This window comes from Hirschia maritima DSM 19733, assembly GCF_000378345.1.
Classification (GTDB): Bacteria; Pseudomonadota; Alphaproteobacteria; order Caulobacterales; family Hyphomonadaceae; genus Hirschia; species Hirschia maritima.
This window is the reverse complement of sequence record NZ_KB899545.1, coordinates 340,529-365,739: the sequence shown is the minus strand read 5'-3', so window position 1 is coordinate 365,739 and position 25,211 is coordinate 340,529. Positions and strand designations below refer to the sequence as shown.

General features: G+C 43.5%; 22 protein-coding genes. 9 read left to right on the top strand and 13 right to left on the bottom strand.

What is annotated here, in order from left to right; translation table 11 throughout:
• Window positions 1-53: 53 nt before the first annotated feature.
• The 12 genes from F551_RS16435 to F551_RS0107075 form a co-directional block, all read right to left on the bottom strand.
• Window positions 54-1,118 (bottom strand): L-dopachrome tautomerase-related protein, encoded by a 1,065-nt coding sequence (locus F551_RS16435; protein WP_018996809.1) that lies wholly within the window; start codon window positions 1,116-1,118, stop codon window positions 54-56.
• A gap of 24 nt (window positions 1,119-1,142) precedes the next feature.
• Entirely contained in the window at window positions 1,143-2,414 is a 1,272-nt protein-coding gene (locus F551_RS0107125) for a TRAP transporter large permease (RefSeq protein ID WP_026296705.1), read from the bottom strand.
• Entirely contained in the window at window positions 2,414-2,938 is a 525-nt protein-coding gene (locus F551_RS17125; RefSeq protein ID WP_018996807.1) for a TRAP transporter small permease, read from the bottom strand. Before F551_RS17125 ends, F551_RS0107125 begins: the two co-directional genes overlap by 1 nt.
• A complete protein-coding gene (locus F551_RS0107115) occupies window positions 2,931-3,935 on the bottom strand; it encodes a sialic acid TRAP transporter substrate-binding protein SiaP (protein WP_018996806.1) in 1,005 nt (334 codons plus the stop codon). The genes F551_RS17125 and F551_RS0107115 overlap by 8 nt, the downstream gene beginning before the upstream one ends.
• Before the next feature lie 29 nt (window positions 3,936-3,964).
• Window positions 3,965-6,280 (bottom strand): beta-galactosidase, encoded by a 2,316-nt coding sequence (locus tag F551_RS16425; protein WP_018996805.1) that lies wholly within the window; start codon window positions 6,278-6,280, stop codon window positions 3,965-3,967.
• A gap of 156 nt (window positions 6,281-6,436) precedes the next feature.
• A complete protein-coding gene (locus F551_RS0107105) occupies window positions 6,437-7,159 on the bottom strand; it encodes a SapC family protein (RefSeq protein WP_018996804.1) in 723 nt (240 codons plus the stop codon).
• Between the two features lie 30 nt (window positions 7,160-7,189).
• Window positions 7,190-8,740, bottom strand: a complete 1,551-nt coding sequence (locus F551_RS0107100; RefSeq protein WP_018996803.1) for a tryptophan halogenase family protein — start codon at window positions 8,738-8,740, stop codon at window positions 7,190-7,192.
• A gap of 107 nt (window positions 8,741-8,847) precedes the next feature.
• Window positions 8,848-11,619, bottom strand: coding sequence for a TonB-dependent receptor (locus tag F551_RS0107095; RefSeq protein WP_026296703.1), 2,772 nt, complete (start codon window positions 11,617-11,619; stop codon window positions 8,848-8,850).
• Between the two features lie 529 nt (window positions 11,620-12,148).
• Window positions 12,149-13,219: a FecR family protein gene (locus F551_RS0107090; protein ID WP_169334127.1), complete on the bottom strand. Its 1,071-nt coding sequence runs from the start codon at window positions 13,217-13,219 to the stop codon at window positions 12,149-12,151.
• Window positions 13,212-13,808, bottom strand: a complete 597-nt coding sequence (locus F551_RS16420; RefSeq protein ID WP_169334126.1) for an RNA polymerase sigma factor — start codon at window positions 13,806-13,808, stop codon at window positions 13,212-13,214. Before F551_RS16420 ends, F551_RS0107090 begins: the two co-directional genes overlap by 8 nt.
• A 431-nt stretch (window positions 13,809-14,239) precedes the next feature.
• Window positions 14,240-14,695, bottom strand: coding sequence for a (2Fe-2S)-binding protein (locus F551_RS0107080; protein ID WP_018996799.1), 456 nt, complete (start codon window positions 14,693-14,695; stop codon window positions 14,240-14,242).
• Window positions 14,696-14,709: 14 nt separating this feature from the next.
• Window positions 14,710-17,091, bottom strand: coding sequence for a xanthine dehydrogenase family protein molybdopterin-binding subunit (locus F551_RS0107075; protein WP_018996798.1), 2,382 nt, complete (start codon window positions 17,089-17,091; stop codon window positions 14,710-14,712).
• Window positions 17,092-17,337: 246 nt separating this feature from the next.
• On the opposite strand from F551_RS0107075, the gene F551_RS0107070 reads away from it, so the two are divergent.
• Entirely contained in the window at window positions 17,338-18,309 is a 972-nt protein-coding gene (locus F551_RS0107070) for an XdhC family protein (protein WP_018996797.1), read from the top strand.
• Window positions 18,306-18,896 (top strand): nucleotidyltransferase family protein, encoded by a 591-nt coding sequence (locus F551_RS0107065; protein WP_018996796.1) that lies wholly within the window; start codon window positions 18,306-18,308, stop codon window positions 18,894-18,896. The genes F551_RS0107070 and F551_RS0107065 overlap by 4 nt, the downstream gene beginning before the upstream one ends.
• Before the next feature lie 15 nt (window positions 18,897-18,911).
• On the opposite strand, the gene F551_RS0107060 is transcribed toward F551_RS0107065, so the two are convergent.
• The gene (locus tag F551_RS0107060) at window positions 18,912-19,379 is read right to left on the bottom strand and encodes a DUF1330 domain-containing protein (RefSeq protein ID WP_018996795.1); all 468 of its coding nucleotides are present in this window, start codon (window positions 19,377-19,379) and stop codon (window positions 18,912-18,914) included.
• A 131-nt stretch (window positions 19,380-19,510) separates the two neighbouring features.
• Here F551_RS0107060 and F551_RS0107055 point away from each other — a divergent pair, with 131 nt between their 5' ends.
• The 7 genes from F551_RS0107055 (at window position 19,511) to F551_RS0107025 (ending at window position 25,209) form a co-directional block, all read left to right on the top strand.
• Window positions 19,511-20,182, top strand: a complete 672-nt coding sequence (locus F551_RS0107055) for an isochorismatase family protein (RefSeq protein ID WP_026296701.1) — start codon at window positions 19,511-19,513, stop codon at window positions 20,180-20,182.
• Window positions 20,182-21,123, top strand: a complete 942-nt coding sequence (locus tag F551_RS0107050) for a polysaccharide deacetylase family protein (protein WP_018996793.1) — start codon at window positions 20,182-20,184, stop codon at window positions 21,121-21,123. Before F551_RS0107055 ends, F551_RS0107050 begins: the two co-directional genes overlap by 1 nt.
• A complete protein-coding gene (locus F551_RS0107045; RefSeq protein ID WP_033404698.1) occupies window positions 21,110-22,021 on the top strand; it encodes a polysaccharide deacetylase family protein in 912 nt (303 codons plus the stop codon). Before F551_RS0107050 ends, F551_RS0107045 begins: the two co-directional genes overlap by 14 nt.
• Window positions 22,018-23,133 carry a nitrilase-related carbon-nitrogen hydrolase gene (locus F551_RS0107040; RefSeq protein WP_018996791.1) on the top strand — a complete coding sequence of 372 codons (1,116 nt, stop codon included), beginning with the start codon at window positions 22,018-22,020 and terminating at the stop codon, window positions 23,131-23,133. The genes F551_RS0107045 and F551_RS0107040 overlap by 4 nt, the downstream gene beginning before the upstream one ends.
• Before the next feature lie 10 nt (window positions 23,134-23,143).
• Entirely contained in the window at window positions 23,144-23,566 is a 423-nt protein-coding gene (locus F551_RS0107035; protein WP_018996790.1) for a YciI family protein, read from the top strand.
• A gap of 121 nt (window positions 23,567-23,687) precedes the next feature.
• Window positions 23,688-24,485 carry a GntR family transcriptional regulator gene (locus F551_RS0107030; RefSeq protein WP_018996789.1) on the top strand — a complete coding sequence of 266 codons (798 nt, stop codon included), beginning with the start codon at window positions 23,688-23,690 and terminating at the stop codon, window positions 24,483-24,485.
• Between the two features lie 61 nt (window positions 24,486-24,546).
• Entirely contained in the window at window positions 24,547-25,209 is a 663-nt protein-coding gene (locus F551_RS0107025) for a hypothetical protein (RefSeq protein ID WP_018996788.1), read from the top strand.
• The last annotated feature ends 2 nt before the right edge of the window (window positions 25,210-25,211 follow it).

Genomic DNA, 25,211 nt, shown 5'->3' with positions numbered 1-25,211 from the left:
GATCGTGTGCTTATTCTAGTACTCCAGCAAAAGCAATTGCTAGGTCCCCTGCCTCACCTACCCAATGTCGCTTCTGCCATAGATTCAAATTCAACAATATAGAATTCACTAGACTTCATTTCCTCATTGTTGAAAGCGGCAGACTGATGAAGCTTATTGGCAGTTGCCAACATTCTATTGGCACCGGCATTAGCAAACCCTTCAACCCAACTCAAAACTTTATCGTCTTTATGTAAAATGGAATATTCTCTTTCCGTATTGATTACGCCAATAGCATTGTTGGTGAGATCAGAAACATAAAGATTCCCTGCAGCATCTATAGTTATGCCATCACCCATTGGTTTATCAGCGTATTTCTCAACACGTGCATCCAATTCAACACTAGATAGAGAAGCATCTATTAGATCACTTGTCTTAACCCGATAAATTACCTCACTCGTCATGGGAGCATAGTAAACCCACTCATCATTAACATCGATAGTGATGGGGTTTACGCCAACACGTGCCTCTACCCCCTGCATATGTAGCACTTTAACTTCTACCACCATTTGCTTGTCTTCAGCGACTGTAGAAACCGAACCTTCTAATACCCGCCGCACATCACCTGTATTCAGATCTAAAACCAGCAAAGCAGATGTTTCTCCCGCTGAAGTATCTGTGATGTACATCATGTCATTCGTTCGATCGACAGCCATATCATTGAGGATGTAAGCATCTTTAAATATCGGACGGGTAATATAGAATACTTTATGCAGCTCATTCTTGTTGATATCCCAACCAATGACTCGCCCTAAAGGAAAGTCCCAGTTCGTATTCAGCATCCAGAGAATATCGTGTTTGTCTACGATAGTTCCAAGGACACCAGTTAGTTCAGGATTAAATTTTGCATCCGGATATTTACGTACTTCACCATTAGGAAGAAGCTCCACGACTTTATTTTCAGCGCCATAAGCTTGGTGGGTGCTCATAAAGACACGTCCCTCCTGGCTGACGGCGATATTTGCAGGTGGAACATCCATCCCCAACTCACGGAAAACGACAAAATCATTCTGTGTTTGCGCGCACGCTGACAAGGATAATGACGAAATCAAAAGCAAAAGGCCCGTGATAGTTTTCATAACAAACTCCGCGAAAAATTTCGGTTAAACAATTGAAGGGAGCCAAAGTGTAAGTGGCGGAAACAAGACCAAAGCAAACAACACCAATATCAACGGCACCAGAAATGGAATTGTTGCTCGAATACATTCTTCCAAAGGCGTATCTGACACTTTAGAAAGGACAAACAAAACCATCCCAACCGGTGGTGTAAGTAAGCCAATCATTAAATTTAGAACCAACAGGATTCCCAATTGTATTGGATCAACTCCTACTGCGATGGAAACCGGTAGAAGTAACGGCACAAGTATTGTGATCGCGGCAATCGTTTCAAGGAAGAAACCAACCAAGAACACAATCCCCATCACAATAAAAAGAATAAGCAGTTTGTTCTGCGTGATATTGAGCAATCCAGCTGACATTTGGTCAGCTATTTGATTAGCTGATAATACCCAAGCGAACAAAGACGCTGATGCGACTATCAAAAGAACTGCCGCTGTTGTTGTGACGGTATCGACCGCTGCTTTGAGCAGATCATCAATCGACAATGACCGATATATCGCCAACCCTAGAATAGACACATAAGCCACCGCCGCTATTGCCGCTTCGGTCGGTGTAAAAATTCCTGAAACTATACCACCAACAATTATCAATGGTGACAATAAGGACAGAAATGCTTGTTTTCCTGTTTCGATAATGTTGGACAGGCTCAATTTAGTGTCTGTGGGATATTCACGAGACACTGACATCCAGAACACCATTATACTTAATGACAGTGCCATTAGTAGACCTGGTATGATCCCAGCTACAAACAAATCACCGATAGAAACTTCAGCCATTACACCATAGATGATCAACGGCAATGAAGGTGGAATGATGGGCCCTATAGTTGACGAAGCCGCTGTAACGCCGACTGAAAATCCCTTTTCATATCCAGCCTTCTCCATTGCTTTGATCTCGACAGCTCCAAGTCCTCCTGCATCGGCCACAGCAGCGCCTGACATGCCAGCAAAAACGACGCTAGACGCAACATTCACCTGCGCCAAGCCGCCTGGGGCTGCCCCTACAAGTGCTCGCGCAAAATTGAAAATTCTATCTGTTACACTTGCCGCATTCATCAAATGACCAGCAAAAATAAACAGGGGAATAGCGATGAGAGTAAATCCATTCACACCTTCAATCATAGTGTGAACTGCAGGTGCTAAGGGAAGACCATCAGCTAAAAAATATGCTAAAGAACTTAGCCCAAGTGCGACATGGACCGGAATTCCCATTACAATCAGAGCGAACAACAATATCACGACAACAAGGAGTTCTATCACTGGACTATCCCCCCTTTGTTGTCTGGGGAATATATTGCAAAAATTTCTTCAGAGGAGAGTTGTAGCAACCCTAAAAGTCTCCGGATACTTCCGAAAAGCAATACAATGAGACACACGCCAACCAAAATATAAAAATATACTTTTGGAATCTCTATGGAAATTAGAGATTGTGAGACTGAGCTAGAAAGTAAAAAAGTTCCAACTGCAAACAAGCCATAAAACACAATACAGCAAGCTTCTCCAATGATTGCCATTGGCTTTGCATTGCTTAAGGGCGCATAGCGGAAAATAACTTCTAGAAAGATCAACTCTCCACGGTTCATGGCAGAAACAGCTCCCGTGAACACAAGACAAATCAGCAAATATCGAGAGATTTCTTCCGTCCACGTCAGACTATCATTCAGAAAATAACGCGTAAAAAATTGTAGCAGGACCACTCCAATAATGGCGAATAGAATAACCACTGCAGGCCAATCAAACCATCTCATAATTTCAGTGTTTTCTTTGCGACCTTCAATCATGTGGCACGAGCGCCTTTAATCGCTTCAATTGTTCATCAGAGAACGGTTTGTCCGTTTCGTTCATTTTTTCAAAAACCAAACGCTGAAAAGCTTCTCGATCAGTATTGTTTATCGTCAGCCCCTGTTCTTCAAACCACCCTTTCAGCTCTTCTTCTTGATTAAAAATCGCATCAGAAGCGCGTTCAGCGGCCAAACGCAGCTCTTGAGTAAGCAGTTCATAATCATCAGGTGAAAGTCGAGAGCGCGTTGCTTTAGAAACCATAACCAGCAAAGTATTGGACATATGGCTCGTCAAATTAATGTTGGTCTGCACTTCGTAAAAACGTTTAAATTTTATGGTTGGTAGTGGGTTTTCTTGTGCGTCTACAACCCCTTGCTGCAATCCAAGATACACTTCTGAAAAAGGCATTGGTGACGGGTTTGCTCCAACAGCTTTGGGCATAAGTAAAAAAGCTGGTGAGTTTGGGACACGTATTTTTAATCCAACCATATCCTCAGGGGAAAGAATTGGTTTATTTGAAGTGACATGACGAAAACCGTAATAGACTGGCGCAATTATTGTGTTTCCGGTTTCTGCTTTATATCCTTCAACAAGCTCATCAAACAACTCGCTGTTTCGATAGGCTTTCCAGTGCTGGTAGCTTTCAATCGTATATGGATAATCTGAAATCACTAGAGGCGGATAATCCGCCGAAGCCAACGTGGCACCTGTGTAGATCATATCCACAGCACCAAGCTGAATAGCCTCATTCAACCCAGCTTCTTTTCCCAAAGTAGATGCAGGAAAAACGAGTATTCGGTACCGACCATTTGTTTTTTCTTCAAATGCCCTAGCAGCTTGCAAAGCCTGTTTGTGGTATGGCGTGTTAACCTCATACACATGCGCCCAACGCAGCGTGCGTTGCTCACTCTTCCCTTTCGAAAAGAGATAAGCAACACTACTGACGACGAAGATCATCAAGATTAGAACGACTGCATATTTGCGTATAAAAGACATGATGTTTACCGCTAATCCACGCAAACAACCTACTTTCCGTATCGACCGGAATAAATAGTGGCGTTCACTTCTTTTGCCGCATCGATTAACTCAGGATATGGAATATCGGCAACGTTGACCAACCCAATATTGGCATTTTCACCATCGTAAGAACGGCCAGTCAAAGGCTCATCGATATATTGGAACCAATGTGCCCCAACCATGTTCGGATGGTTCAACACAGTTTCCATGTATTTCTTATACATTCTTGCACGATCTGCCTGATCATAAGCACTTACAATACCAGGGCTGAAAAGTCCGGAATCAGCGATTGTTCCCATATGAAATTCGCCAATAACCGTCGGTAGATCGACATCTTTTAGAAATGCCCAATTGTTTTCTTGCACACCCTCTTCGTAAATGTTGAAGCTCAACGCATCAGAATATTTTACAGACGCCTTAATGATCTCAGGAGGCATCCCCCAATTCGCCATACGTGCGCCCATGTAAAGATGATTTGGCAAATGTTTCTCAAGCGTCTCATGCACAACTGTAAAGTACTGCTCGCCTAACATTTCTAACATTTGAGATAGGTCGGCCACGTGTTGATCGGAATAAGATGCGAACTCAAGTGGTCGTTTAAACGCTTTCCAATCAGAATAGTTCGTTTCCCACGCCTTGTTTAGCTCTTCAATACTCGAATATTTACTTTGCAGATGCTCGGTGAATGCGGCTTTGGCATAACTTTGCGATGCATCTTTAGAAAGAGCGTCAGTAATGACACCATATTTAGCAACTACACTTCCCTCTAATTCGCCCCAGGCTTTTTCATTGTCTATAAATATTCCGGCACACCAGGGAGAGCCTTGCACCTCTTCAGCAATAACTGAGATTGTCGCCTCTGCGCGTTCACGAAACAATGGGTCATAGAAATCCGGCATTGGGCTCCATCTTGACACACCGGGCTGCAATGTTTGGAAATCTCCAATAATCCAACCATTTGCAAAATAAGGAACTTGTTCATTTGGATAAAAAGCTGGATCCACCCAATTTCCAAAGGAAGTGAACCCCCAGTGTTTCATACGATCAAGGGTTACCTCTTCCCATTTGCGAATGTAAGATTCAGGTTCAGATTGACCATATCTACGTTCTAAGTTTGCGCGATAAAAACTAAATGTTTCTCCGTGTTTTACCGGTCCAATATGTGTTGATCTACGGTATGAATAGTGTTCAGCTAATTCATCATCATAATCTGGCAGCCACTCGAACATTTTATGGCGCATTTCTGAAGTCACATAACGCGTAGCTCGAACCTCGTCAGACACATTGATAATGCCCATAGAATCTTCTGGCGTTACCTCATTTGGATCTACGTATCTAACTGAATCGTCTCTAAAATCTATTCCTGTCGGGGTAGTCATGTTCGCCATGCGAACATTTGCTGGTCCATGAGAGAAAAACAGATATCCCTCTGGATCAACCATCCACCATTTACCATCTACCTTTTGAGTTCTAAAAAAACCTGTTGCTTCCAACTTAGGGCCATTTTTATATCCACCAAATTTTGAACGATCATCAAATTCCGGAGGCTCCGCAAGTTTAGCTAACTCTTTGTCTGCTATAGATTTTAATTGTTCACTCGAAGATATTTTCAATGGAAAATCACGTTTGGCGTCTTGACCAAACTCATCAACAAGCCCAACCAACCAATCGCCTTTTCGATCAGGATTTTTTCTAATGCGTATGTTTGAAACATCCACTTCTCGATCTTCAATCAATCCAACTGATCTAAAGTTTATCAAAGCAATCTCATCAGCGGATACTTTGTCTTTGTTCTTTGAGCGCCAAGTCATTCTAAGGTCTTCACTTGGCCACGGATCAGATATTCCCCACATGCCTTGCTCTAAACGCGCTTCGGGACCTGTGATCGGAAAAAACACTGTGCCGTCAAAATGGGCTGGTAAACTGACGGAACGGCTCTCTTGATTGCCTTCAGAATCTTCAATGACAACATATAATTGTGTCGATATGTCCGCATAATTTACAGCGTCAAATGCGAGATTATGATCGGAAAAGTCTGATAAATTCCATGGAGTGTTCGGCTTGATAACAACATCATCAGTGTTTACATCCGAAGATAATTTCAACTTAAGCACATCACCCGAAGCCGCACTATCTAATATCTTAAAAGCTCCTTCTCGATCAGAGCTTATCAAGCCAGCACTGCTAGCATCCGATAAATCCAAAAGTTGTGTGGAAGATTGGCGTGCTGGTTCATGTTGAGTATAGGAACTCTCACATGCAACTAAGGTTAAACATATTGCGGCACACGAACTTTTTAATAGTCCAGATATAGACGATTGCATTACATACTCCCCGTATGAAAATGAGTTATATTAACTCACTTACAATTTGGCGGCCTTCACGGAGAGAGGCCGCCTGTTTTGAGGTAATTATGCTAAACGCAAGCCAAAATGTCAATTGTATACAATGTTAATTGTATTGAAATAAACGCAATTATATCAGCCGCTTACTTTATTTTTCTTCCATTCAATCATTTTTCGAATATGCCCAAGACTGGTCGTCATCTGATGACAAACCTTCAGCACACCGTTCTTGTTAAATTCATTAAGTCTCTTAGTTGATAAATCTGCAAATTTAGAATCATTTACAGTGTACAGTCCATCAAATGTCTTTGACTGTCCCTCTTCAAACTCAGCCTTTAACTGGACGGGTTCGACCAAATCATTGTCTACCAGCAACTGAACAAAAGCCTGAGATGCCTCCTCGCCTCGTAATACATCATTTAACAATTGCTCCATCCCCATAAGAAAAGGAGTCCTGTTGCCATCCTCATCAAATATACGCTCCCCCAGTTGGCTATTCACCCGCTTACTTTCAACATCCAATGTGATCAAAGCCGAGCGCGTTTTTCCTTCTTCATCTTGGGAAAACCCAACTCTGAATGGCTGGCGACGTACATGTGCTGGAATGTGAGATGATTTCCAGTTTTTTCCATCTAGGAATAAATTTTCATCCGGCTCAAATCCGAGGAAAATGTGGAGTCCAAAATTTCCATTTTCTGGGTCTTTTAACAAACAGACCGGAAAATCTAAAACCAACGCTCCCATTTCATTAACCAAAGCAGGGATCACATTTGCGTTTTCTCCAAAGGCACTTCCTCGGTCTGTAATAATTTTTACATCACGGTGCTTTTCATTGTTAAGAATTTCCAATTTGGACATGCCTGTTTCCTCGAATAATTTCCATCTCAACTACACGCGTTGAAGTCCGTGTGTTGTAATCTTATCTAGCAATTCTCTATTGCTTGGGAGTTTACGAAGCAAATCCTTTGCCATTTTCGCATTTTCTTCAAAAGCCTGCATAGCTGCATTTCGAGCAGCGTCTGAATATCCCAATGGGTTGACCTCAGTTTTAAACCCCATGCCATAAAGAACGTACTGATAACTTGCGGCTGGGAAAACCTCTACCGCCCGATCAAAATCATCATGCCAGGGTGGTTGGTATTTCCAAAAATCCATTAATTCCAAAAGACTATCAGGAATTGTTTCTTTTTTCCTATTGTCTTTCCAAAACGAATGATCCGTACGTTCACTGGCTATGTAATGCAGTTTCAGAAAATCGATTATTCTTTCCCAGCGATAAAGGAAAGTTTCATTAAACCTCTTAGAAACAACCTCCATTGCAAGACGATTAGCAGGCAATTGTTCCGCAATCATGTTTGCAGATATTTCGATCAATAACAGCGCTGAAGCTTCCAAAGGTTCTAGAAACCCTGCAGCCATTCCAACAGCTACGCAATTTCGTTTCCAAAACTGTGTTCGATGGCCGGGATTTATATCTATTTTCCGATAATCTTCTGCTGCAGCCTCTGGGTGGGTTTGCCCAACATAATCCTTTAGATTAGATACGGCCTTGTCTTCGGATAAGTGGTCACTTGAATACACATGTCCAACTCCACGTCTGTTTTGCAATCCAATATCCCAAATCCAACCTGCATTCTGAGCTGTTGAAATTGTATGGGAGGCGATAGGAGCATTATTGTCTTCATAAGGAAGTTGTACGGCCAGGGCGGTATCAATGAATAACACTTCCTTACAGGACTTGAACGGCACATCATAATGACCGCCCAGCAAAAGTGACCTAAAGCCAGTGCAATCTATAAATAGATCACCCAGAATTTCTCCGGCATTTTGAGATATCACTGACTGAATATCACCGTCTTCTTTCGATTTCACGGCAACTACGTCATCTAAAATATGGTTTACGCCTAATTTCTCAACGCAATGATTTTTCAAAAATTCCGCAAACGCTCCGGCATCCAAATGATACGCGTAGTTTGCAACATGTCCGTATTCGGGAGTTGTTATCAATTTTGGAGCAAGACCCTGCTCACACAAAAAATCTTGCGGACACACAGCTTCTGAAAAACTTAAATTCCCAGCCAAATCCGGCCAATGCGGAGCAAGGTTTTGTTCAAAATATGCTTGGGGCAACATAAGGGGGTGATAATATGCATCACCGTCACCCTTATGCCAATTTACGAACTTCGCACCTTGCTTAAAAGAAGCTGAGCACTCCTTGATAAAGTCAGTCTCGCGGACACCCATTTTTCGTAGAGTAGAACGCATAGTGGGCCACGTCCCCTCTCCCACACCAATTATAGGAGTATTGGGGCTCTCCACCAAAGTAACTTTATAAGAATTGCGTTCTCGCTCGGTTTTTAATCGTGCAGCAAGCGTACCTGCAGTGATCCAACCAGCCGAACCACCACCAACAATAACAATTGAAGTCACAGGATCCATTTTACACCCTCCTTCAAGCCACAGACTAAACAATAGAATTCATAGAGAAACAAATGAAGGTCACCAATTAATTGGTGACCTTCGATATATAGATAGTATTTAACTAACTAGAACTTGGCACGCACACCAACATTGAAACGTGCTCCGTATTGTTCAGCATCAATTAGCTGCTCTGAATAACGACCATGACGACGAACAGTTTCGTTGGTCAGGTTCAATCCCTCAACAAACACTGTGAAATGGTCATTTATTTCATAGCTGGCGTTTGCATCAATTTGCCCGTAAGCCTCTGTAAATGTTGGCTCATTTCCACCACTTAACAAAAACTCATCACGCCAGTTATACGCAATACGAGCTTGCAAACCATTTTTATCATAGAATGCCACGACATTTGCGGAGTCACTCAATCCGGTGAGTGCGCGGTTTCCACCAATTTGACGAATGTCATAAGCGACATCGGCGTTTACAATGGTTACGTTGGCAATAGCACCAAAACCAGTGGCACCAAACATGTGTTGCACGTTAAGTTCCCAACCATCAACCTCAGCGGAACCTTGGTTTGTCGTTGTCGTGGTTTCAAAATTGATAACCGGCTGATCAGGACGGTTCAAACACGCCGCTGTTGGAATAACATCACTAGGACACCCAACACCCGGATCAACACTTGGATCTGTCAGAGGGTTACCTGCTGCATCAGCAATCGTACGAATTTCAGTCGATTGACCAATAAAGTTATCCACGTATTTCTGGAAGTAACCAGCCGACACATAACTCGCATCACCATAGTAGTATTCCAATGATACATCGAAATTGTCAGACTCATAAGGCAACAATCCAGGGTTACCTTGGCTAGCCCTAAATGTATCACCTGGGCGACGTTGTGTAATTGTCGTTGATGGGAACATGTTCCCCAGACCACTACGCGTCATAGTTCTGCTATAGGAGAATCGACCAACAAGGTTGTCTAAGATATCTGCTTTTACATCAAAGTTTGGCAAAATACGTTTGTATCCACCACTCAAAGATTGAGCAACATCTGCACCGGTTACAAGCTGAATTTCTTCTTCATGCCAATATTGCAAGTTCTCAATCGCAGGCTGAACCGAATACGCTGTTACATCAGTGTCCTCGAAACGAACACCGGCGTTTGCAGAAATACCCATTCCGTTGAATTCAGTTTCGAAATCCGCGCTGAAATACATGGCCAAAGTTTTTTCCTCAACACCGTTCAAACTTGGTGCGTTTTGAAAGAACAAGTCCTGGTCTTGCGTCAAATTGATGAAACCATTAGCGGAATACTGAGGAATGAATGGGAATAGTGTTGATGCATTGCCAAATTCATCCAGGGCATCGCCTGTTTCATTGAATGTTAGCCCCAAACCTGAAATATCAAGGTCTGTTACAAAGGCAAATGTACCAAACTGTTTTGTATCAACTTGGTATTTTGTTGATTGAACACCAAAGTTTACCGCCGTTAGAGCGCCAGTTCCTGCATTCTCCCATTGACCTGCCAACTTGACCTGCTGAACATTGTTTTCGATCTGATAACCGCGGGTCTGGAACAAGTCTGCAATAATGTTAGCTGGATTATACGCACCACCTGCCAATGCAGAATCATCTACATTAACAACAGGAATATCGCCGGAGAAGTCTGCAGTATAATCAACAACTTTTCCTGGGTTTGCCAAGTTGGCCAAACGTTCAGAGGTCACACCATCAGGATTAGACTTGGAAGTTGAATCGTGGACATCCAACTCAAATGACAGCGTGTCAGTGGCCTGCCACTCAAGGTTCAAACCGATAGAATCATTTTCTATTTTTTCATAAAACTGCCAAGCCCAGAAATTCAGTTCATCCGTAACCTCAATCGGGTTTACCAATGTACCATTTGCGTCTGGCGTCCCTGTTGGAGAGTCAAACCAGAGGCTCTGACGATTCATCTCAGTAGTTTGTTCAAAACGTGTGGCAGTATAATCGACTGTCGCCTCAATGCGGTCAGTTGGTGCAAACTGAAGAACAAGTTGACCATTTTGACGCGTACGTTCGGTGTTCCATGAATCTAAATCAGCGGTCCATGGTGCCCACCAAGATCCAGTTCCATTATCAATATTGCTAGTGTCTATATTCTGCCCTCGATTGCGAACCCAACCTTGTGTTCCCGCACGATCTCTGTGGCTATCTCTGTCGGAATGAGACAGCGCTAACAACACACCCACTTTATCATTTGCAAAGGTGTGACTAACAAGACCAGAAATTTCAGGAGTAATGTCATCTCCACTTTCAACGCTAGTATCAATAATACCTTTAACGCTTCCGAACGCAGTAAAGCCATCATAGTCAAATGGACGAGCGGTTTTTACATTTATCGAGGAACCAATACCACCTGAATCAACATCCGCACGGCCGGTTTTATATACTTCAACACCTGATACGAGCTCTGAAGACAATTCTCTAAAGTTGAAACTTCTTGGGATACCATCAGACAATAATGAAGATGAACGAGGCATTTGACGGCCATTCAAAGTCACCAGGTTAAAGCTTGGCCCAAAACCGCGAACTGTTACTTGGTTACCTTCATTGTTTGAACGATCAATTGATACACCCGTAATCCGTTGAAGTGATTCAGCAAGGTTAGTGTCTGGAAACTTACCTATATCTTCAGCGGAGATCGCATCGACAACCCCCTGAGATGAACGCTTGATATCCATTGCGTTTCTCAGTGAGCTACGAATACCTGTAACCACGATGGTATCTAAACGTTTATCCTCTTCAGCTACGACTTCGGCTGGCTCAACCTCTTGCGCCGCCGCATTCCCCGTTCCTATTACCGCTGATGCAACACCAGCAAGAAGTAGTTTTTTCAACTCAACATCTTTCATGTCGGTCTCCTCCCGTTCTACTTGTTTAATCCGCGAGACCGTTACGATCCCGCTAGATGTTAGACCTGCAGAAAAAGAAGTGCCCTCGAAGATAATCTCCAATGCTTCACGGACTGTGTAATGCCCTTCGACGGGATTTAACCCTGTCAAATTCGCCAATTCATAAGGAAAAATTAATTGAACGCCCGACTGAGCAACGAAGTTTTCCATTGATGCTGCAAGACTGGTAGCCTCAATATCAAACTCATGCCGTGCTGACTTTGCATCCTCAGCGTAAGCCAAGTTGCTAGTAGAAAGAATCGCACAGCTCAAAATTGATACTAAAGCAGAGCGATCTCTATTGGCGTTTCCCCATCCTAAAACTGGTTTCATTTTTGTCCGCTGCTTCTTTTATTTGCAGTCTAGTTGTTAGACAGTCGGATATTCGTTATCCCCACCCCAGTTTGTAGTCTTTTTCATAAAATTACAAGGATATTGTATACTATATCCAATAAACAACTCCGTTATGCATTTGTTTTAAATGGATATTTTATTCTGTGAATTTTGTAGAATAAAGATAAATAGAGCCATCAACTTTCCGTTCCACCTCAACATCGAAAGTCTGCTCTACGGCTTCTAGCAACCCCTCGACCTCACCTGCTTTAAAATACCCACCGATAGGAAGCTGCTCCAAATCACTATCAACAAACACGATTTCAACGTCTGTATATCTACTCACCTCATCCACAACTTCCCGCAATGGATCGCCAGCGAAAGCCAACAGGCCACGACGCCACGACAACTTGCGATTCAGCTCTGTTTCGGAGAGCGGCAACAAAAGCTCAGCACGGGTGTTCACAAATCGAGCAGTATCTCCAGCCGCTAATTCCAATTTTTCTTTAGCAACAGTAATTGCGCTATTCGTCGGAACATCATCGAAAGTGAGATTAGGTAACAACTCCACTCGCCCTTCAGAAACGATAACTTCTACTGCTTCTGCAGCAAGACGAACCGAAAACTCCGTTCCAACAGCCCGCACAATCCCTTCATGGGTCCGAACTGAAAAGGGCTTTGATGCATCTGAGGCTACATCAAAATGGGCTTCTCCTTTTTTTAAGTATACATCACGCTTATCTATTGAATAAACAACCTCAATCTCACTATCCGTATTGAGAGTTACGCTCGTTCCATCTGCTAAAACGACACTTTCTTGTTCGCCCAATTGCGTTGAATAAATTTCTTTATCCAAAACCGTCACACCGTCAGAACCGAGTACAATACTGCTGGAGAACAGCAAACCAACACAAAACAATACAGCCGCCGCAGCAATAAGACTTCTAGCTTCCCATCTTGTTATACTTGTAACCCTTGAAAGAATTGGAGTTTTCTCTTGCAATTCCTCAAAATAGTTCAATTCATCCAGTATATCTAATTGGCCCCATAAAGCTGCTAGGTTTTCAAACTCATCCTTATGGGTTGGACTCAAAGACAACCAAGCACCTAACTCATCATACTGCTCAGGTTTTAATGGACGAGTTTCACACTTAGCTACCCAAGTAGCTGCCTCTTGTTTAATTCTATCCTTGTCAGGAAACGACAATATACGGGAGTTATCAGCCATCATTATTTCCTTCGGAATTCTGTATTTTGCTCCCCGTTTGTATAGTATCTATTTTTATAATTTTTTTCTTATCTGACCGACCAAAATCCGCAGGTTCATACCCTTTTTCTCTCAGGTATTCATCGCACTTTATCAAGCCGTTCGCGATGTGCTTTTCTACTGCACTTACTGAAATCTCCAGCTTTGCGGCAATCTCTTTAACTCTAAGCCCCTCAATTTTCCGAAGTACAAACACCCTTTGGCATTGAGGGGGAAGATTTGAAACAGCTTCAGAAAACGCAACTAGTTTTTGCTTAGAAGCATATTCTTCATCTGCACCAACGTGACTGCGGTCCAACTCCATTGGTAGCTTGCTAAAATCATCTACATTCTGAGTGATTGAATTAGTTTTCTTAGCCAATTCGTTCAAAGCAAGGTTTTTGGCAGTCTGAAACAAGAAGGCCCTAGGTGCTGTGATTTTGGATTTTGTATTGGCGACAAAACTTCGAAGAAAAGCTTCTTGTGAGATGTCTTCGATATCTTGAATACGACTAAAGTATCTTCGTAAAAACCTACGAAGACTGTCTTTATTTTCCAGGTAAACTTTCAACAAAGAACTCATAAGCCGAGCTTTGGCCTCACACAATATCATGTCAAGATTGCAATACGCGCAATTAGTTAGACAGTTGACCTCTAAAAACCCTCACCCTTTCACAACAACAATTTTAAAAAGAAGTGCTCGCACACAGAAAAAGACCGCAGCTCGGGAGCAAGCTGCGGTCAAGTTACTCAAAACAGTTAGGGATAAATCAATTAAAGGTTTTGAGATCTCTAGATAGCCAGTCAAATTCAGAAAACCTGGCCAAATTCAATATACACAACCACAAACACAAGAAATCCTATGCTATTAATGGTTAGACATATCAAAACCTTAAAACCGCATGTCGAAATACCAAAACTTCAGCAAAAAAACGATGATTTTGCTGAAAGTTTTTTTTCAAACAGTGGCTTTTCTAATCGGGTACCACTTTGCGTACATCACTAAAGACTAGCTGCAGCCTGCTTTATCGCGCGACGAATACTCATATACGTTGCGCAGCGACATAAATTACCGCTCATCGCATCATCAATGTCTTGATCAGACGGTTTGGGATTTGCTTCAAGCAAAGCAACAGCGGACATAATTTGCCCAGACTGACAATATCCACATTGTGGAACGTTCAAATTCACCCAAGCATCTCTGATAGCTTTGGCAGCTTTCCCCTCTTTTCCTTCGATTGTGGTGACCTTCCCACCATCGAGTGCGTCATGTGGGATGGAACACGATCTAACAGGCTCTCCATCGAGATGAACCGTACAGGCACCACACTGAGCAACACCACACCCAAACTTTGTGCCCGTCATTTGTAAGTGGTCACGTAACACCCATAAAAGAGGCGTTCCTGGCGCAGCATCGATTGTTTCATCTTTGCCGTTAATATTGATTGTTACAGCCATTGTCTAACCTCCTATTAAGCGTTGTCTGAATTAAGTGGCAAAGTGTAATCATCAGGTCCAATTATCGGTAAAGTTCTATACCGCTTGCCAGTCGCTGCGAAAATCGCATTTGCCAGCGCAGGCGCTGCCGGAGGTGTGCCAGGCTCCCCAACTCCTGCTGGTGGAGCATTAGATTCTATAACCTCAACTTCAAAAGCTTTTGGAGCTTCGTCCATGCGCATCAAACGCCAGTCTGGGAAGTTCGCCTGATCTACTTGACCTTCAGTGACTGAAATTTTTCCATACAATGCATTGGAAAAGCCAAAGATAACACCACCCTCAATTTGGTGTTTAACGTGCTTAGGATTGACGACAGTTCCGGCATCAACCGCAGACCAACAACCGACAATCGTTAAATTACCTTCTGCATCAACTGCCACCTCAACAACCAATGCAACATAGCTCAAGAAAGAACGATGGACAGCAATTCCTAATCCATGTCCCGCTGGAAGATCACGTCCCCATTTGGCCATATCTGCTGCTTTACGAATAACATTTGCCAAACGATCGGCATCAAGTGGATATTCTTCTATATCTGCACCGTAATTACCGTATTTTGAATTCTCCGCGCTGAGATCCACAATCCGAGGCGCTCCGATTAACTCGAGGAGATAATCTTTTTGGTCTTTTCCTGCAGCCGCCGCCATTTCCGCTGCAAAACTCTGAACACCAAACACATGGTGTATGTTTGCTACGGAACGCAACCACCCAATTCTAACACCAGCTTTAGCTTTAACTGCTTCGACTTGTATATTTGGAATATCAAAAGGAGCATCTGTTGCCCCTAAATCACATTCAAATGGTCCCGGCTCATCAGCCGCGGGATTGAACGTGGATCCGATCGATGGAAACGCTGTTCGATGTTGGTAAGCTAAAGCTTTACCATCTGCATCCAGCCCGCCTTCAAAGTTTTGAACGGCCATTGCATGATAATAACCGCCTTGAATTTCATCTTCCCTGGTCCAAACTACTTTAACTGGGGTTCCGACTTCTTTTGCAAGAATAGCAGCTTCGACTACGAAATCACACTTGGATTTCCGTCCAAAAGCTCCACCAAGCCAAGTTGCATTCACTTTGATTTTTTCAATATCGTGCTGCAGTAACTCAGACAATGTTCTACGCGTTGTTTGCGGATCCTGCACACAAGCCCAACATTCCAGCTCGTCACCATTCCACTCAGCTGTCGCACTAGGTGGCTCCATAGGAGAGTGAACGATAAATGCTGATCTATACTCTGCTGAAACCTTTGTGCTGGCATCTTTTATAGCTTGAGCAGCATCACCTTTACTTCTCTGAGGATTCCCTGGATTTTTGGCAGCCGCACTCAACTCATCAAAGTAAGGTTCAGAGTTAAATTCTTTGTTTGGCCCATCTGACCATTCAACAACCAATGCTTCACGGCCCTGAATGGCCGACCAAGTATCTTTTGCTATGACGGCTACACCGCCCAATGGCTTGAAAAGCGCCGGTGCTGTAGCATCGGGCAGTTTCACAGTGCGTACGACACCTTGAACCTGCTTTGTTTGGCTATCATCAAATGACTGCACCTCTGCAAAAACACGAGGTGGATGCGCAATGACTGCATAAACCATTCCCTCGCGTTGAACATCTTGACCAAATGTTCCCTCACCACGAACGATTTTTTCAACGGTCAAAGAAGAAATCTCTTTACCAATGAAACGCCACTCATCTCTTGATTTTAGTACGATCTGATCTTCAGCAGGAACTTGCAGGTTTCCAGCTGCTTCTGCTAACTGGCCATATGTTAGTGTTTTCTTGTTTACAGAATTGGACACTACACCTTGTTCTGCACGACAATCGGCTAGCTCTATTCCCCAATGATTAGCAGCTGCCTGACACAACATCTGACGCATCGCAGCACCAGCAACTCTCAAACGATGAAAATTGTAACGAACCGATCTCGATCCATCTGTATTTTGATCGCCATATTTAGGGTTTCCGAGAGCCTGAACAACTTCAACTTTAGCCCAATCAGCCTCAAGCTCATCCGCCACAATTTGCGTCATGGACGTCCAAGCTTGCTGCCCCATCTCCGAACGGTGGCACGTAATCTTTACTTTACCGTCAGCTTCAATCTCAATCCAAAGTGAAGGTGTTGCATCGCCTCCCTTTACCTCAGTTAGCGGACTCGGTCCCGCTGGCGTCGGTGGCGTCGGATCAATGACGACTTCCTCAGCCTGCGAACATCCTGCTAAAGTAACACCGACAACAAACGCCGAAGTGGTCGTCAAAAAACCACGTCTACTTAAATTGACAGGTATACTCGAACCGCTACTCCCTGACACCACTTCAGTGATTTCCTCATCACCTTTGGGAATAAAATTTTCAAAAAACATTTCTTCCACCCTAAGTTTTACGGAGTTCTTTCACACCGCCCGGTCCAACCACCACCTTCTAGGTCACTGAACAAGCAATTTTTCCGCAGCCATTTGAATCAATACAAATTGTATACAATCCTATTTCAGATTAGTACAAACGGCTACAGCATTTTTCTTTAATCTCGCCATAGCGGAAGATTCACAACAAAAACGATTGAACTACCGACCTTTACTTTCCCTAAAACAGCACTAGACATTCATATTATGTTACAACCGTCACACACACGTTTAGTTTCGTCAACAGAACATCCCCAAGATGTTTTAACCATAGCCTCACAATTAATTGATGATGGAAAAAAGTGCGCATTAGTATTGGTCACTGGCATTCTCGGGGGCGCTGTTCGGGCACGCGGTGCCCAGATGTTAGTTGAAGAAAACGGTCAACATTGGGGGTATGTATCTGGAGGCTGCATCGACGCCGATGTTAAACTACAAGCCATGCAGAGCATAAAAGCCAATTCTCCTAAAACACTCAGGTATGGAGAAGGTTCGCCCTTCTATGATCTAAAACTGCCATGCGGTGGCGCTATTGAAGTTAGCATTTGTCCAAATCCTGATTCCTCAGAAATTGCCAAAACACTGAAAACTTTGGCTTCGAGACAGCCAGCAAGTATCTCTATCGATACTAACGGGCAGTTTAAATCCACTGATCAATCATCGGATGCACAATCCTCAGATATCCAATTTTCAATAACTTACAATCCTAAAATGAAGCTTAGAATCGCTGGGCGCGGTGCCGACCCCATTGCGCTTTTTGAGATGGCCAAATCTGCTGGGATGCTTGTCGAGCTTTGGTCGCCTGATGAAGATACTATATTGTCGGTATCACAGCGGAAAAATGATGAAGTATTACACTTAAAAAATCAGGCTAACCTTCCACAAAATAAAGATGATAATTGGACAGCGTTTGTATTGATGTTCCACGATTCCCAATGGGAAACTGCCCTAATGCGGCAAGCCCTTGCAGGTGACGCATTCTATGTTGGCGCTGTGGGAAGCAAGAAAACCCATGCTAAGAGATGTGAAACATTGAGGAACTCCGGAATATCCGAGCAAGACATTCAAAAAATCCACGGGCCAATCGGTTTAGTTCCATCATTAAGAGACGCCTCCACACTAGCCATCTCTACACTTGCTCAAATTATTGCAGAATTTCAAAAGGCACATAAAAATTGAGTAAAAGTTCTGAAGACGCAGTTGTTATCTTATTAGCGAGCGGTCTCTCTACCCGGTTTGAAAACGGCGACAAACTACTAGCTAACTTAAATGGCAAACTAGTATTAGAGCATGTCATAGAGACCTTCAGTAGAGTAAATGCGCGAAAGTTGGTGGTTATTGGTGTGGAACAAAATGACAGACAATACCTGTTTGAAAACACAGACTGGGAAGTTTTAAAAAACACCCTTCCCGAGCTAGGACAAGGAAGCTCAGTCGCGCTAGCTATCAATCACCTGAATCAGGATAATCCACTAAAAGTATTGGTATGCCTTGCCGATATGCCTTTTATTCCGGTTGAGCACTATCAAAAATTACTTGCTAGCCCTGTTGCGGCTTCAACAGTTACTTTCACTAAGTCAGAGAACTATGTAGGTCCCCCAGCCCTTTTTCCAGAAAGTTCATTGTCTTTTCTTGGGAACCTTTCCGGAGATGAGGGAGCACGCAAAACACTCCCTCCAGAAACTCATATTCAATTTATCGAGCTTGAAAATCATCAAGTATTAGACATCGACACAATTGAAGATCTGCACAAACTCAACAATTAAAACGTTGCGGTAAGTTTATTCATTCACCATCGGCGAAACAGTGATCGCTTCTTCAACACCTTGGACTAGCAACACATCGAAATCACCCCAACCATTGTCAATGCGTGCGCGCTTTAGTTCTTCATATTCTGGACTGTTCCAAAAAGCATGAGCGGCTTCTTTCGAAGGCCATTTTCCGATCACATAGCTAGGAGGAGCATAATCACCCTCCAAAACTTCTGTGCCACCACCTATGGCGATGTAATGACCACCAAATTTTTCATAAAGCGGAGGTAGTTTCGCAGCATAGCCTGCTCCAAATGCTGCCCTATCTTTAACTTCTCCAAGAACCAACATGTAAGCAGGTGCTTGCTTTTGCACAATAACCTCTGATGCTATAGAAACATCCTGTGTTTCCACTGTTTCAACAGGCTGAGTGAAGACCTTAGAAGCCCCGAAACCAGCTAAAGCACCTATAAGCGCAACCGCGACATATTTGATCATTATACCAAATTCCTACAAAATATTTTAATAACACCCTTTTCAAATGGTATATCATTTGAGATGGTTATGCAAAGCATTGCTGACATTTTCATTCGGAGAATATTTTGACACACGACATTTCCAAACCAACAATGGTAATTTCCGACAAATCAGCACGTCAGATTTTTGAAGAGACTCGTTCTAATCCATCTCGCGCTAAATTTGGTTTTGGTTCGAAACTCGCCGTAATTAATGTTGACCCGCAAAAAGGGTATACACGCCCCGACCTATTCCCCAAAACTGGATACATTACCGACCCCAACCAAATGAACCACATTAACGACGTCTCGAAAGCAGCGCGAGATAAAGGCCTCCCAGTCATCTGGACTCATGTAGCCTATATGGAAAACGCTGCTGATGCAGGTGTTTGGGGTACGCGAACAGACACGCCAGATAGTCTCCAAAACATCAAATATGGCTCTGAACGACACGAGTTTGATGATCGGTTGGAAATTGATGAAAAGGTCGATGCTGTTTACACAAAGCGCATGCCGAGCGCCTTTTTTGAAACGCCGCTCAATAGTTTTCTTAACTGGCACAAAGTTGATACGGTCGTGGTTACTGGTGGCTCCACATCAGGATGTATTCGTGCAACGGCAGTTGATGCATTAAGCCACGGCTATCGAACGATAGTCCCTATTGAAACAACTGCAGACAAGCATGAGAGCTTTCATTTCGCGAATTTAACAGACCTTCTGATCAAATACGCAGATGTGGTTGATATCGCCGAAGTCTTCAAAGCTATTGAGGAGTATCAGGCCTAATGCATTCAGACCCAAATTTATATGATTACTGGCCTTATCATGGGCGCCCCAAAATTGTGTGGCCTGACGGTAAAAAGCTTGCCTTCTGGATAGCCCCCAACATTGAATATTATGAGTACATGCCTCCATCAAATCCACTGCGCCAGCCATGGCCAAGAGGTAATCCGGATGTTGTAGGTTACTCGCAACGCACTTGGGGAAACACAGTAGGTCATTGGCGCCTGATGGATCTCTTTGACAAATATAATCTGAGAGGCTCCATCTCTCTATCGATTGGTCTTGTAGATCACCATCCTGAGATCATAGAAGCGGTCGCTGCTCGAAAATGGGAATTCTTTTCTCACGGAATCTATAATACACGTTTCAGCTATGAGATGGATGAAGCACAAGAAATTGCAGTGCTAAAAGACTCGATCAAAACTGTTCAAGACGCAACTGGCGAACGTATTCGCGGCTATTTAGCTCCAGCCCTGACGCACACAGAGAAAACTCTGGACCTCATCGCTGATCATGATTTTTGGTACACCTGCGATTTGTTTCAGGATGATCAACCCCAACCAATAAAAACCAAAACTGGTAAGCTTGTTTCCATGCCTTATTCACTCGAAGTGAATGATGTCATCACATATTCAGTACAAGGTTGGAGCCCTGAAAGGTATACCGACCTTTTGATCAAACACTTCGATCAACTTCTCAAAGAAGGTGAAAAATCAGGCACGGTAATGTGTATTCCCCTACACGCTTATCTTGTCAGTCAGCCACACAGATTACGCTGTTTTGAAGACGCTTTAAAGCATATTTGCGCTCATCAAGATGATGTGTGGTTCACTACAGGGGCTGAAATCGCAGACTACTTCCGTGAAAACTATTGGGACCAATCTATCGCCGATATCAAATCACGCGGTGTTGCTACAGGAGGAACAGGTTTTGCCCCTGCCTAACAGCTATTTAGAGTACAAACACCGTAAACACGGCATGGACCAACACCACTATGGATGGAATCCTGCAGACCGACGTGATCGAATTGAGCTTAGCTCAGGAGAAAAAGTACACGCCAATATTATCGTGCCACTGGAATTTTTTCCATTAAATCCACCAGCATCTCCGTTCAAACACCCGGGTGCAATGAAAACGCCCTATCCAGATTTACGCCATTTCACAACACGAGATTATGGCAATCGAGTTGGTGTATTTCGTATACTGGAAGTGTTGGCCAGAAATGATGTAAAAGCCACTTTTGCTATCAACGCAGAAATTGCAAAGCGCTATCCTCCACTTATCAAAGCTGTGAAGGAAGCAGGACATGAAATTGCCGCCCATGGCGTATCGACTGCGCACATTCACTATGAAGATCTGAGTATAGAAGAAGAACAAGCTTATATCTCTGAAAGTAGAAGCATCTTTCCTGATGCCAAGACATGGATGTCTCCAGCACGCAATGAAAGCACACGCACGCTCGAATTGATCAAACAAGCCGGTTTTGACATTTGTCTCGATTGGGAAGCAGATTCTCGCCCCCTTAAAATGAACACGGAAGCAGGCTCGGTATGCGCCATACCTCACTACAATGAATTAAGTGATTTCAAGCTACTCGTAGATCGCAGTCAATCGGAAAAAGAGTGGATTTATCAAATAGTTGAAGCAGCGAATTATCAAGCGAATCTCTACGAAAAAGAAGGAGCAAGCTCGTTTGCATTCACAGTAACTCCATATGTGCTCGGACTACCGTTTAGAGTTCAAGCAATAGCTGATGCTATAAACTCCATAAAAACAATCAACGGCGTGGAATTTAAAACGGCTCAAGAAACATTTGCCGCTTTTAACGCTATCACCCGATGACCCGCCGCCAATTACTCGCGGGCGTAGGAGCGTTTGCTGCATCCTCCCCCGCTTTCGCGCAAGGAAATCAATCTATGCGATATACTGCTTTAGCATTACAAACCGTGTGTGATGCCGTAAACCAAGACAATAGTTTTGAAGATGCGCACGCGCGAATGGATCGGGCGATCACCAGAGTCCAGCAACAAATTGGTTCGGCCAAAGGTTTTCTAAAAGGTTTTAACGGTTACGACCTGAAATTAGTGGTTCTTCCCGAATACTGGATGACCGGTTTTCCTTTGAAAGAAACAAGAGAAGAATGGCAAGACAAAGCCGCTATTGATATGGACGGTAAGTTTACGGAAAAACTCGCACAGACAGCTCAAAAGCTTGGTGTTTTCTTGTGTTCAAACCACTATGAAAACGATCCAAATTTTCCCGATCTCTATTTCCAGTCAAATGTTGTATACAGCCCATCCGGTGAGACAGTTTTGCGCTATCGCCGGATGATTTCTTTATACACGCCTAGCCCCTACGACGTATGGGACAAATATCTGGAAGTGTATGGGGAAGATGCAATATTCCCTGTAGCCGACACTGAAATTGGGCGTTTGGGAACAATCGCGAGTGAGGAAATCTTATACCCAGAGATTGCACGAATGCATGCTTTCAATGGAGCCGAGATACTTCTCCATCCAACATCCGAAGTTGGCGCACCAACTCTTACGCCGAAGCATATTTGTAAAAAAGCGCGTGCAATTGAAAACATTGCTTATGTCGTATCTGCTAATTCAGCTAGCATCATCGGGACACCTGTACCAGCGGCGTCTACTGATGCCATGTCTACAGTATTAGACTGGTATGGTCGCACACTTGCTGAAGCTGGAACTGGCGAAACTCTAAATGCAAATAGCGTTTTGGATATCGGTGCTTTACGTGAAACGCGTCGTAAAACGGGTATGACGAATACATTGTCTCGTCTACCAAACCAAGCCTTCAGCACCCCATATACAGCCGCCAAACATGCCCCACCCAACCGTACACCGCACGGTCAGATGATAGGACGCATGGAAGCAATATCCCAGCAACAAAAGGTTATTGACAGCCTCGTTGCCCAAAACGTTTTGAAATAGGACCAAATCCATGACCGCATTTCCAGAATCTCCCCCATATGTTGGACGCTTAGAGCAAAATTGTTTTCTTGTTGTGTGTACCGACGGCCCCAATAGCGCCGAGCCTCGCAAAGTCCACTTGGCGGGACATTTAGAACATGTTGAAAAAAACTGGACACGCTACATTACAGCCGGCCCGGTAAGAGAACCAGGCGGAGAAGCCTTAGTCGGCTCAATATTTCTAGTGCTTGCAGACACCCTAGAAGAAGCAAAAGCTCTGATGAATGGCGACCCGTACATTACTTGCGGTATGTATGAGACTATTAAATATCAAGTTTTTTCTAACTCTATTGGCCAATACATCGGCGGTAAAATCTGGGAAAGCATTGAGGCAATCAGTCATCGCGCCGCTGGTGGTCCAACAGATGATCTAAGCAAAGGTGTTAGCAAATAATCACTAAAACCAAGCGACAAATTTAGGAATCCTAGTATATTATTCCTTCTCTCCTATTTGGACATGCCGTCAAATCAAGCTACAAATGGGATAACGAAGATTATCTAGGATTCCAAAATCAATGGCCGAAGCAGCCCCTCTTGTCATATCGCAGTCTGAAATTGATGAAAATTCCGGTACTCCCCTGTATCAGCAGCTCTATGATATTTTGCGTGGAAAAATACTAGACGGCTCTATCCCACTAAATACAAAATTACCTGCGGAACAAGACATTACCAAAATGCTTGGTATTTCCCGTATCACCGTAAAGCGTTCGATGAACGAACTAGCCGTTGCAGGTTTAGTCCGTCGTCAACGGGGTAACGGTACCGTGGTCATCTATGATGCCACAGCCCCTGCAGTTAAAGGTAGTTTCGACACCATGATCGATGGGTTGACGAGAATGGGTCTGGAAACTGAGGTTCAATTGCTAGATTGCACAATGGGGACAGCCAGCCCAGCGATAGCAGAATCGCTTGAACTTCCCCAAGGCTCGAGTGTTCAAAGAATTGTTCGTCTAAGAAAATTAAATGATGAACCGTTTTCATACCTGATCACATACATTCCTGATGATGTTGCAGAAGCTTATGATGATAGCGAACTCACCAATCGATCATTACTAAAATTGTTGGAACGAGCTGGTCACGCGCCAATAGACGCGGAGCAAACTATCTCTGCAGTCTCTGCAGAACCTGCTATCGCTGCTGTATTGGGAATTGCGCCCGGCTCTCCACTCTTGCGGATACATCGAATCATGCGGGATGCCAAAGGCCGTCCTGTTCAAAACATTACAGCCAATTATCGGGCTGATAAATTTGAATATCACATGAGATTATCACGCGGAAACGCCGCTCAAGAAAATTGGCAAACAGATAAATAATATTTAGGTCTCGCCTTTCTATTTCTTAAATGATATATCTTTTGAGAAATGGAGGTGAAGCTTGTTTATTGAAGCTCTAATAACGCTTATACATGTTCTGATTTTCGTCTATTGGCTAGGCGGAGACTTAGGCGCTTTTTACACAAGCAGATTCCTAATCAATACTGAGACGGAAACCTCACATCAAATGATGGCTTTAAAAGTCGTCAATGATGTAGATATGGCTCCTCGTACCGCACTTATACTCGCATTGCCTACAGGTTTATCACTTGCCTTCATAAAATCATGGATTCAAATTCCCTTCGTATTGCTTATTGCAATCATCGCGTTTTCATTGGTTTGGCTGGTAATTGCGTGGAAGCTTCATTTAAGTCACGGGAAAGCTTCCAATAACCTGAAAAACTTGGATTTTGCTATACGGTATGGAGCTATCACTTTGCTCACCATCATATCAATTTTAGGTTTGGTAGGAAAAACCGAAACACCCCTGTTTTTGAACCTAAAAATGCTTATTTTAGCTGGGTGTATTTCCCTCGGCTTATATATTCGAGTTGTTTTAAAGCCTCTTGGGTCTGCAATTGCTCAACTCAATGGCCCAAACAATTCTTCCGCTAAATCAGCTATCGCAGATACTCTCAATAAAGCTCGCCCTCTTGTACTTGGCATATGGGCTTTACTTCTATCTGCCGCCATATTGGGCCTTTGGCTGCCTACCAATTTCTAGGA

What these genes read in the sequence shown, in the direction of transcription:
- F551_RS0107090 (WP_169334127.1), bottom strand. Translation starts at nt 13,219, where the DNA reads ATGGCTGATAACTCCCGTATATTGTCGTTTCCTGACAAGGATAGAATT.
- F551_RS0107080 (WP_018996799.1), bottom strand. Translation starts at nt 14,695, where the DNA reads ATGGCTGTAACAATCAATATTAACGGCAAAGATGAAACAATCGATGCT.
- F551_RS0107105 (WP_018996804.1), bottom strand. Translation starts at nt 7,159, where the DNA reads ATGTCCAAATTGGAAATTCTTAACAATGAAAAGCACCGTGATGTAAAA.
- F551_RS0107100 (WP_018996803.1), bottom strand. Translation starts at nt 8,740, where the DNA reads ATGGATCCTGTGACTTCAATTGTTATTGTTGGTGGTGGTTCGGCTGGT.
- F551_RS16435 (WP_018996809.1), bottom strand. Translation starts at nt 1,118, where the DNA reads ATGAAAACTATCACGGGCCTTTTGCTTTTGATTTCGTCATTATCCTTG.
- F551_RS17125 (WP_018996807.1), bottom strand. Translation starts at nt 2,938, where the DNA reads ATGATTGAAGGTCGCAAAGAAAACACTGAAATTATGAGATGGTTTGAT.
- F551_RS0107055 (WP_026296701.1), top strand. Translation starts at nt 19,511, where the DNA reads ATGGTAATTTCCGACAAATCAGCACGTCAGATTTTTGAAGAGACTCGT.
- F551_RS0107050 (WP_018996793.1), top strand. Translation starts at nt 20,182, where the DNA reads ATGCATTCAGACCCAAATTTATATGATTACTGGCCTTATCATGGGCGC.
- F551_RS0107075 (WP_018996798.1), bottom strand. Translation starts at nt 17,091, where the DNA reads ATGTTTTTTGAAAATTTTATTCCCAAAGGTGATGAGGAAATCACTGAA.
- F551_RS0107115 (WP_018996806.1), bottom strand. Translation starts at nt 3,935, where the DNA reads ATGTCTTTTATACGCAAATATGCAGTCGTTCTAATCTTGATGATCTTC.
- F551_RS0107030 (WP_018996789.1), top strand. Translation starts at nt 23,688, where the DNA reads ATGGCCGAAGCAGCCCCTCTTGTCATATCGCAGTCTGAAATTGATGAA.
- F551_RS0107040 (WP_018996791.1), top strand. Translation starts at nt 22,018, where the DNA reads ATGACCCGCCGCCAATTACTCGCGGGCGTAGGAGCGTTTGCTGCATCC.
- F551_RS0107070 (WP_018996797.1), top strand. Translation starts at nt 17,338, where the DNA reads ATGTTACAACCGTCACACACACGTTTAGTTTCGTCAACAGAACATCCC.
- F551_RS0107095 (WP_026296703.1), bottom strand. Translation starts at nt 11,619, where the DNA reads ATGAAAGATGTTGAGTTGAAAAAACTACTTCTTGCTGGTGTTGCATCA.
- F551_RS16425 (WP_018996805.1), bottom strand. Translation starts at nt 6,280, where the DNA reads ATGCAATCGTCTATATCTGGACTATTAAAAAGTTCGTGTGCCGCAATA.
- F551_RS0107035 (WP_018996790.1), top strand. Translation starts at nt 23,144, where the DNA reads ATGACCGCATTTCCAGAATCTCCCCCATATGTTGGACGCTTAGAGCAA.
- F551_RS0107060 (WP_018996795.1), bottom strand. Translation starts at nt 19,379, where the DNA reads ATGATCAAATATGTCGCGGTTGCGCTTATAGGTGCTTTAGCTGGTTTC.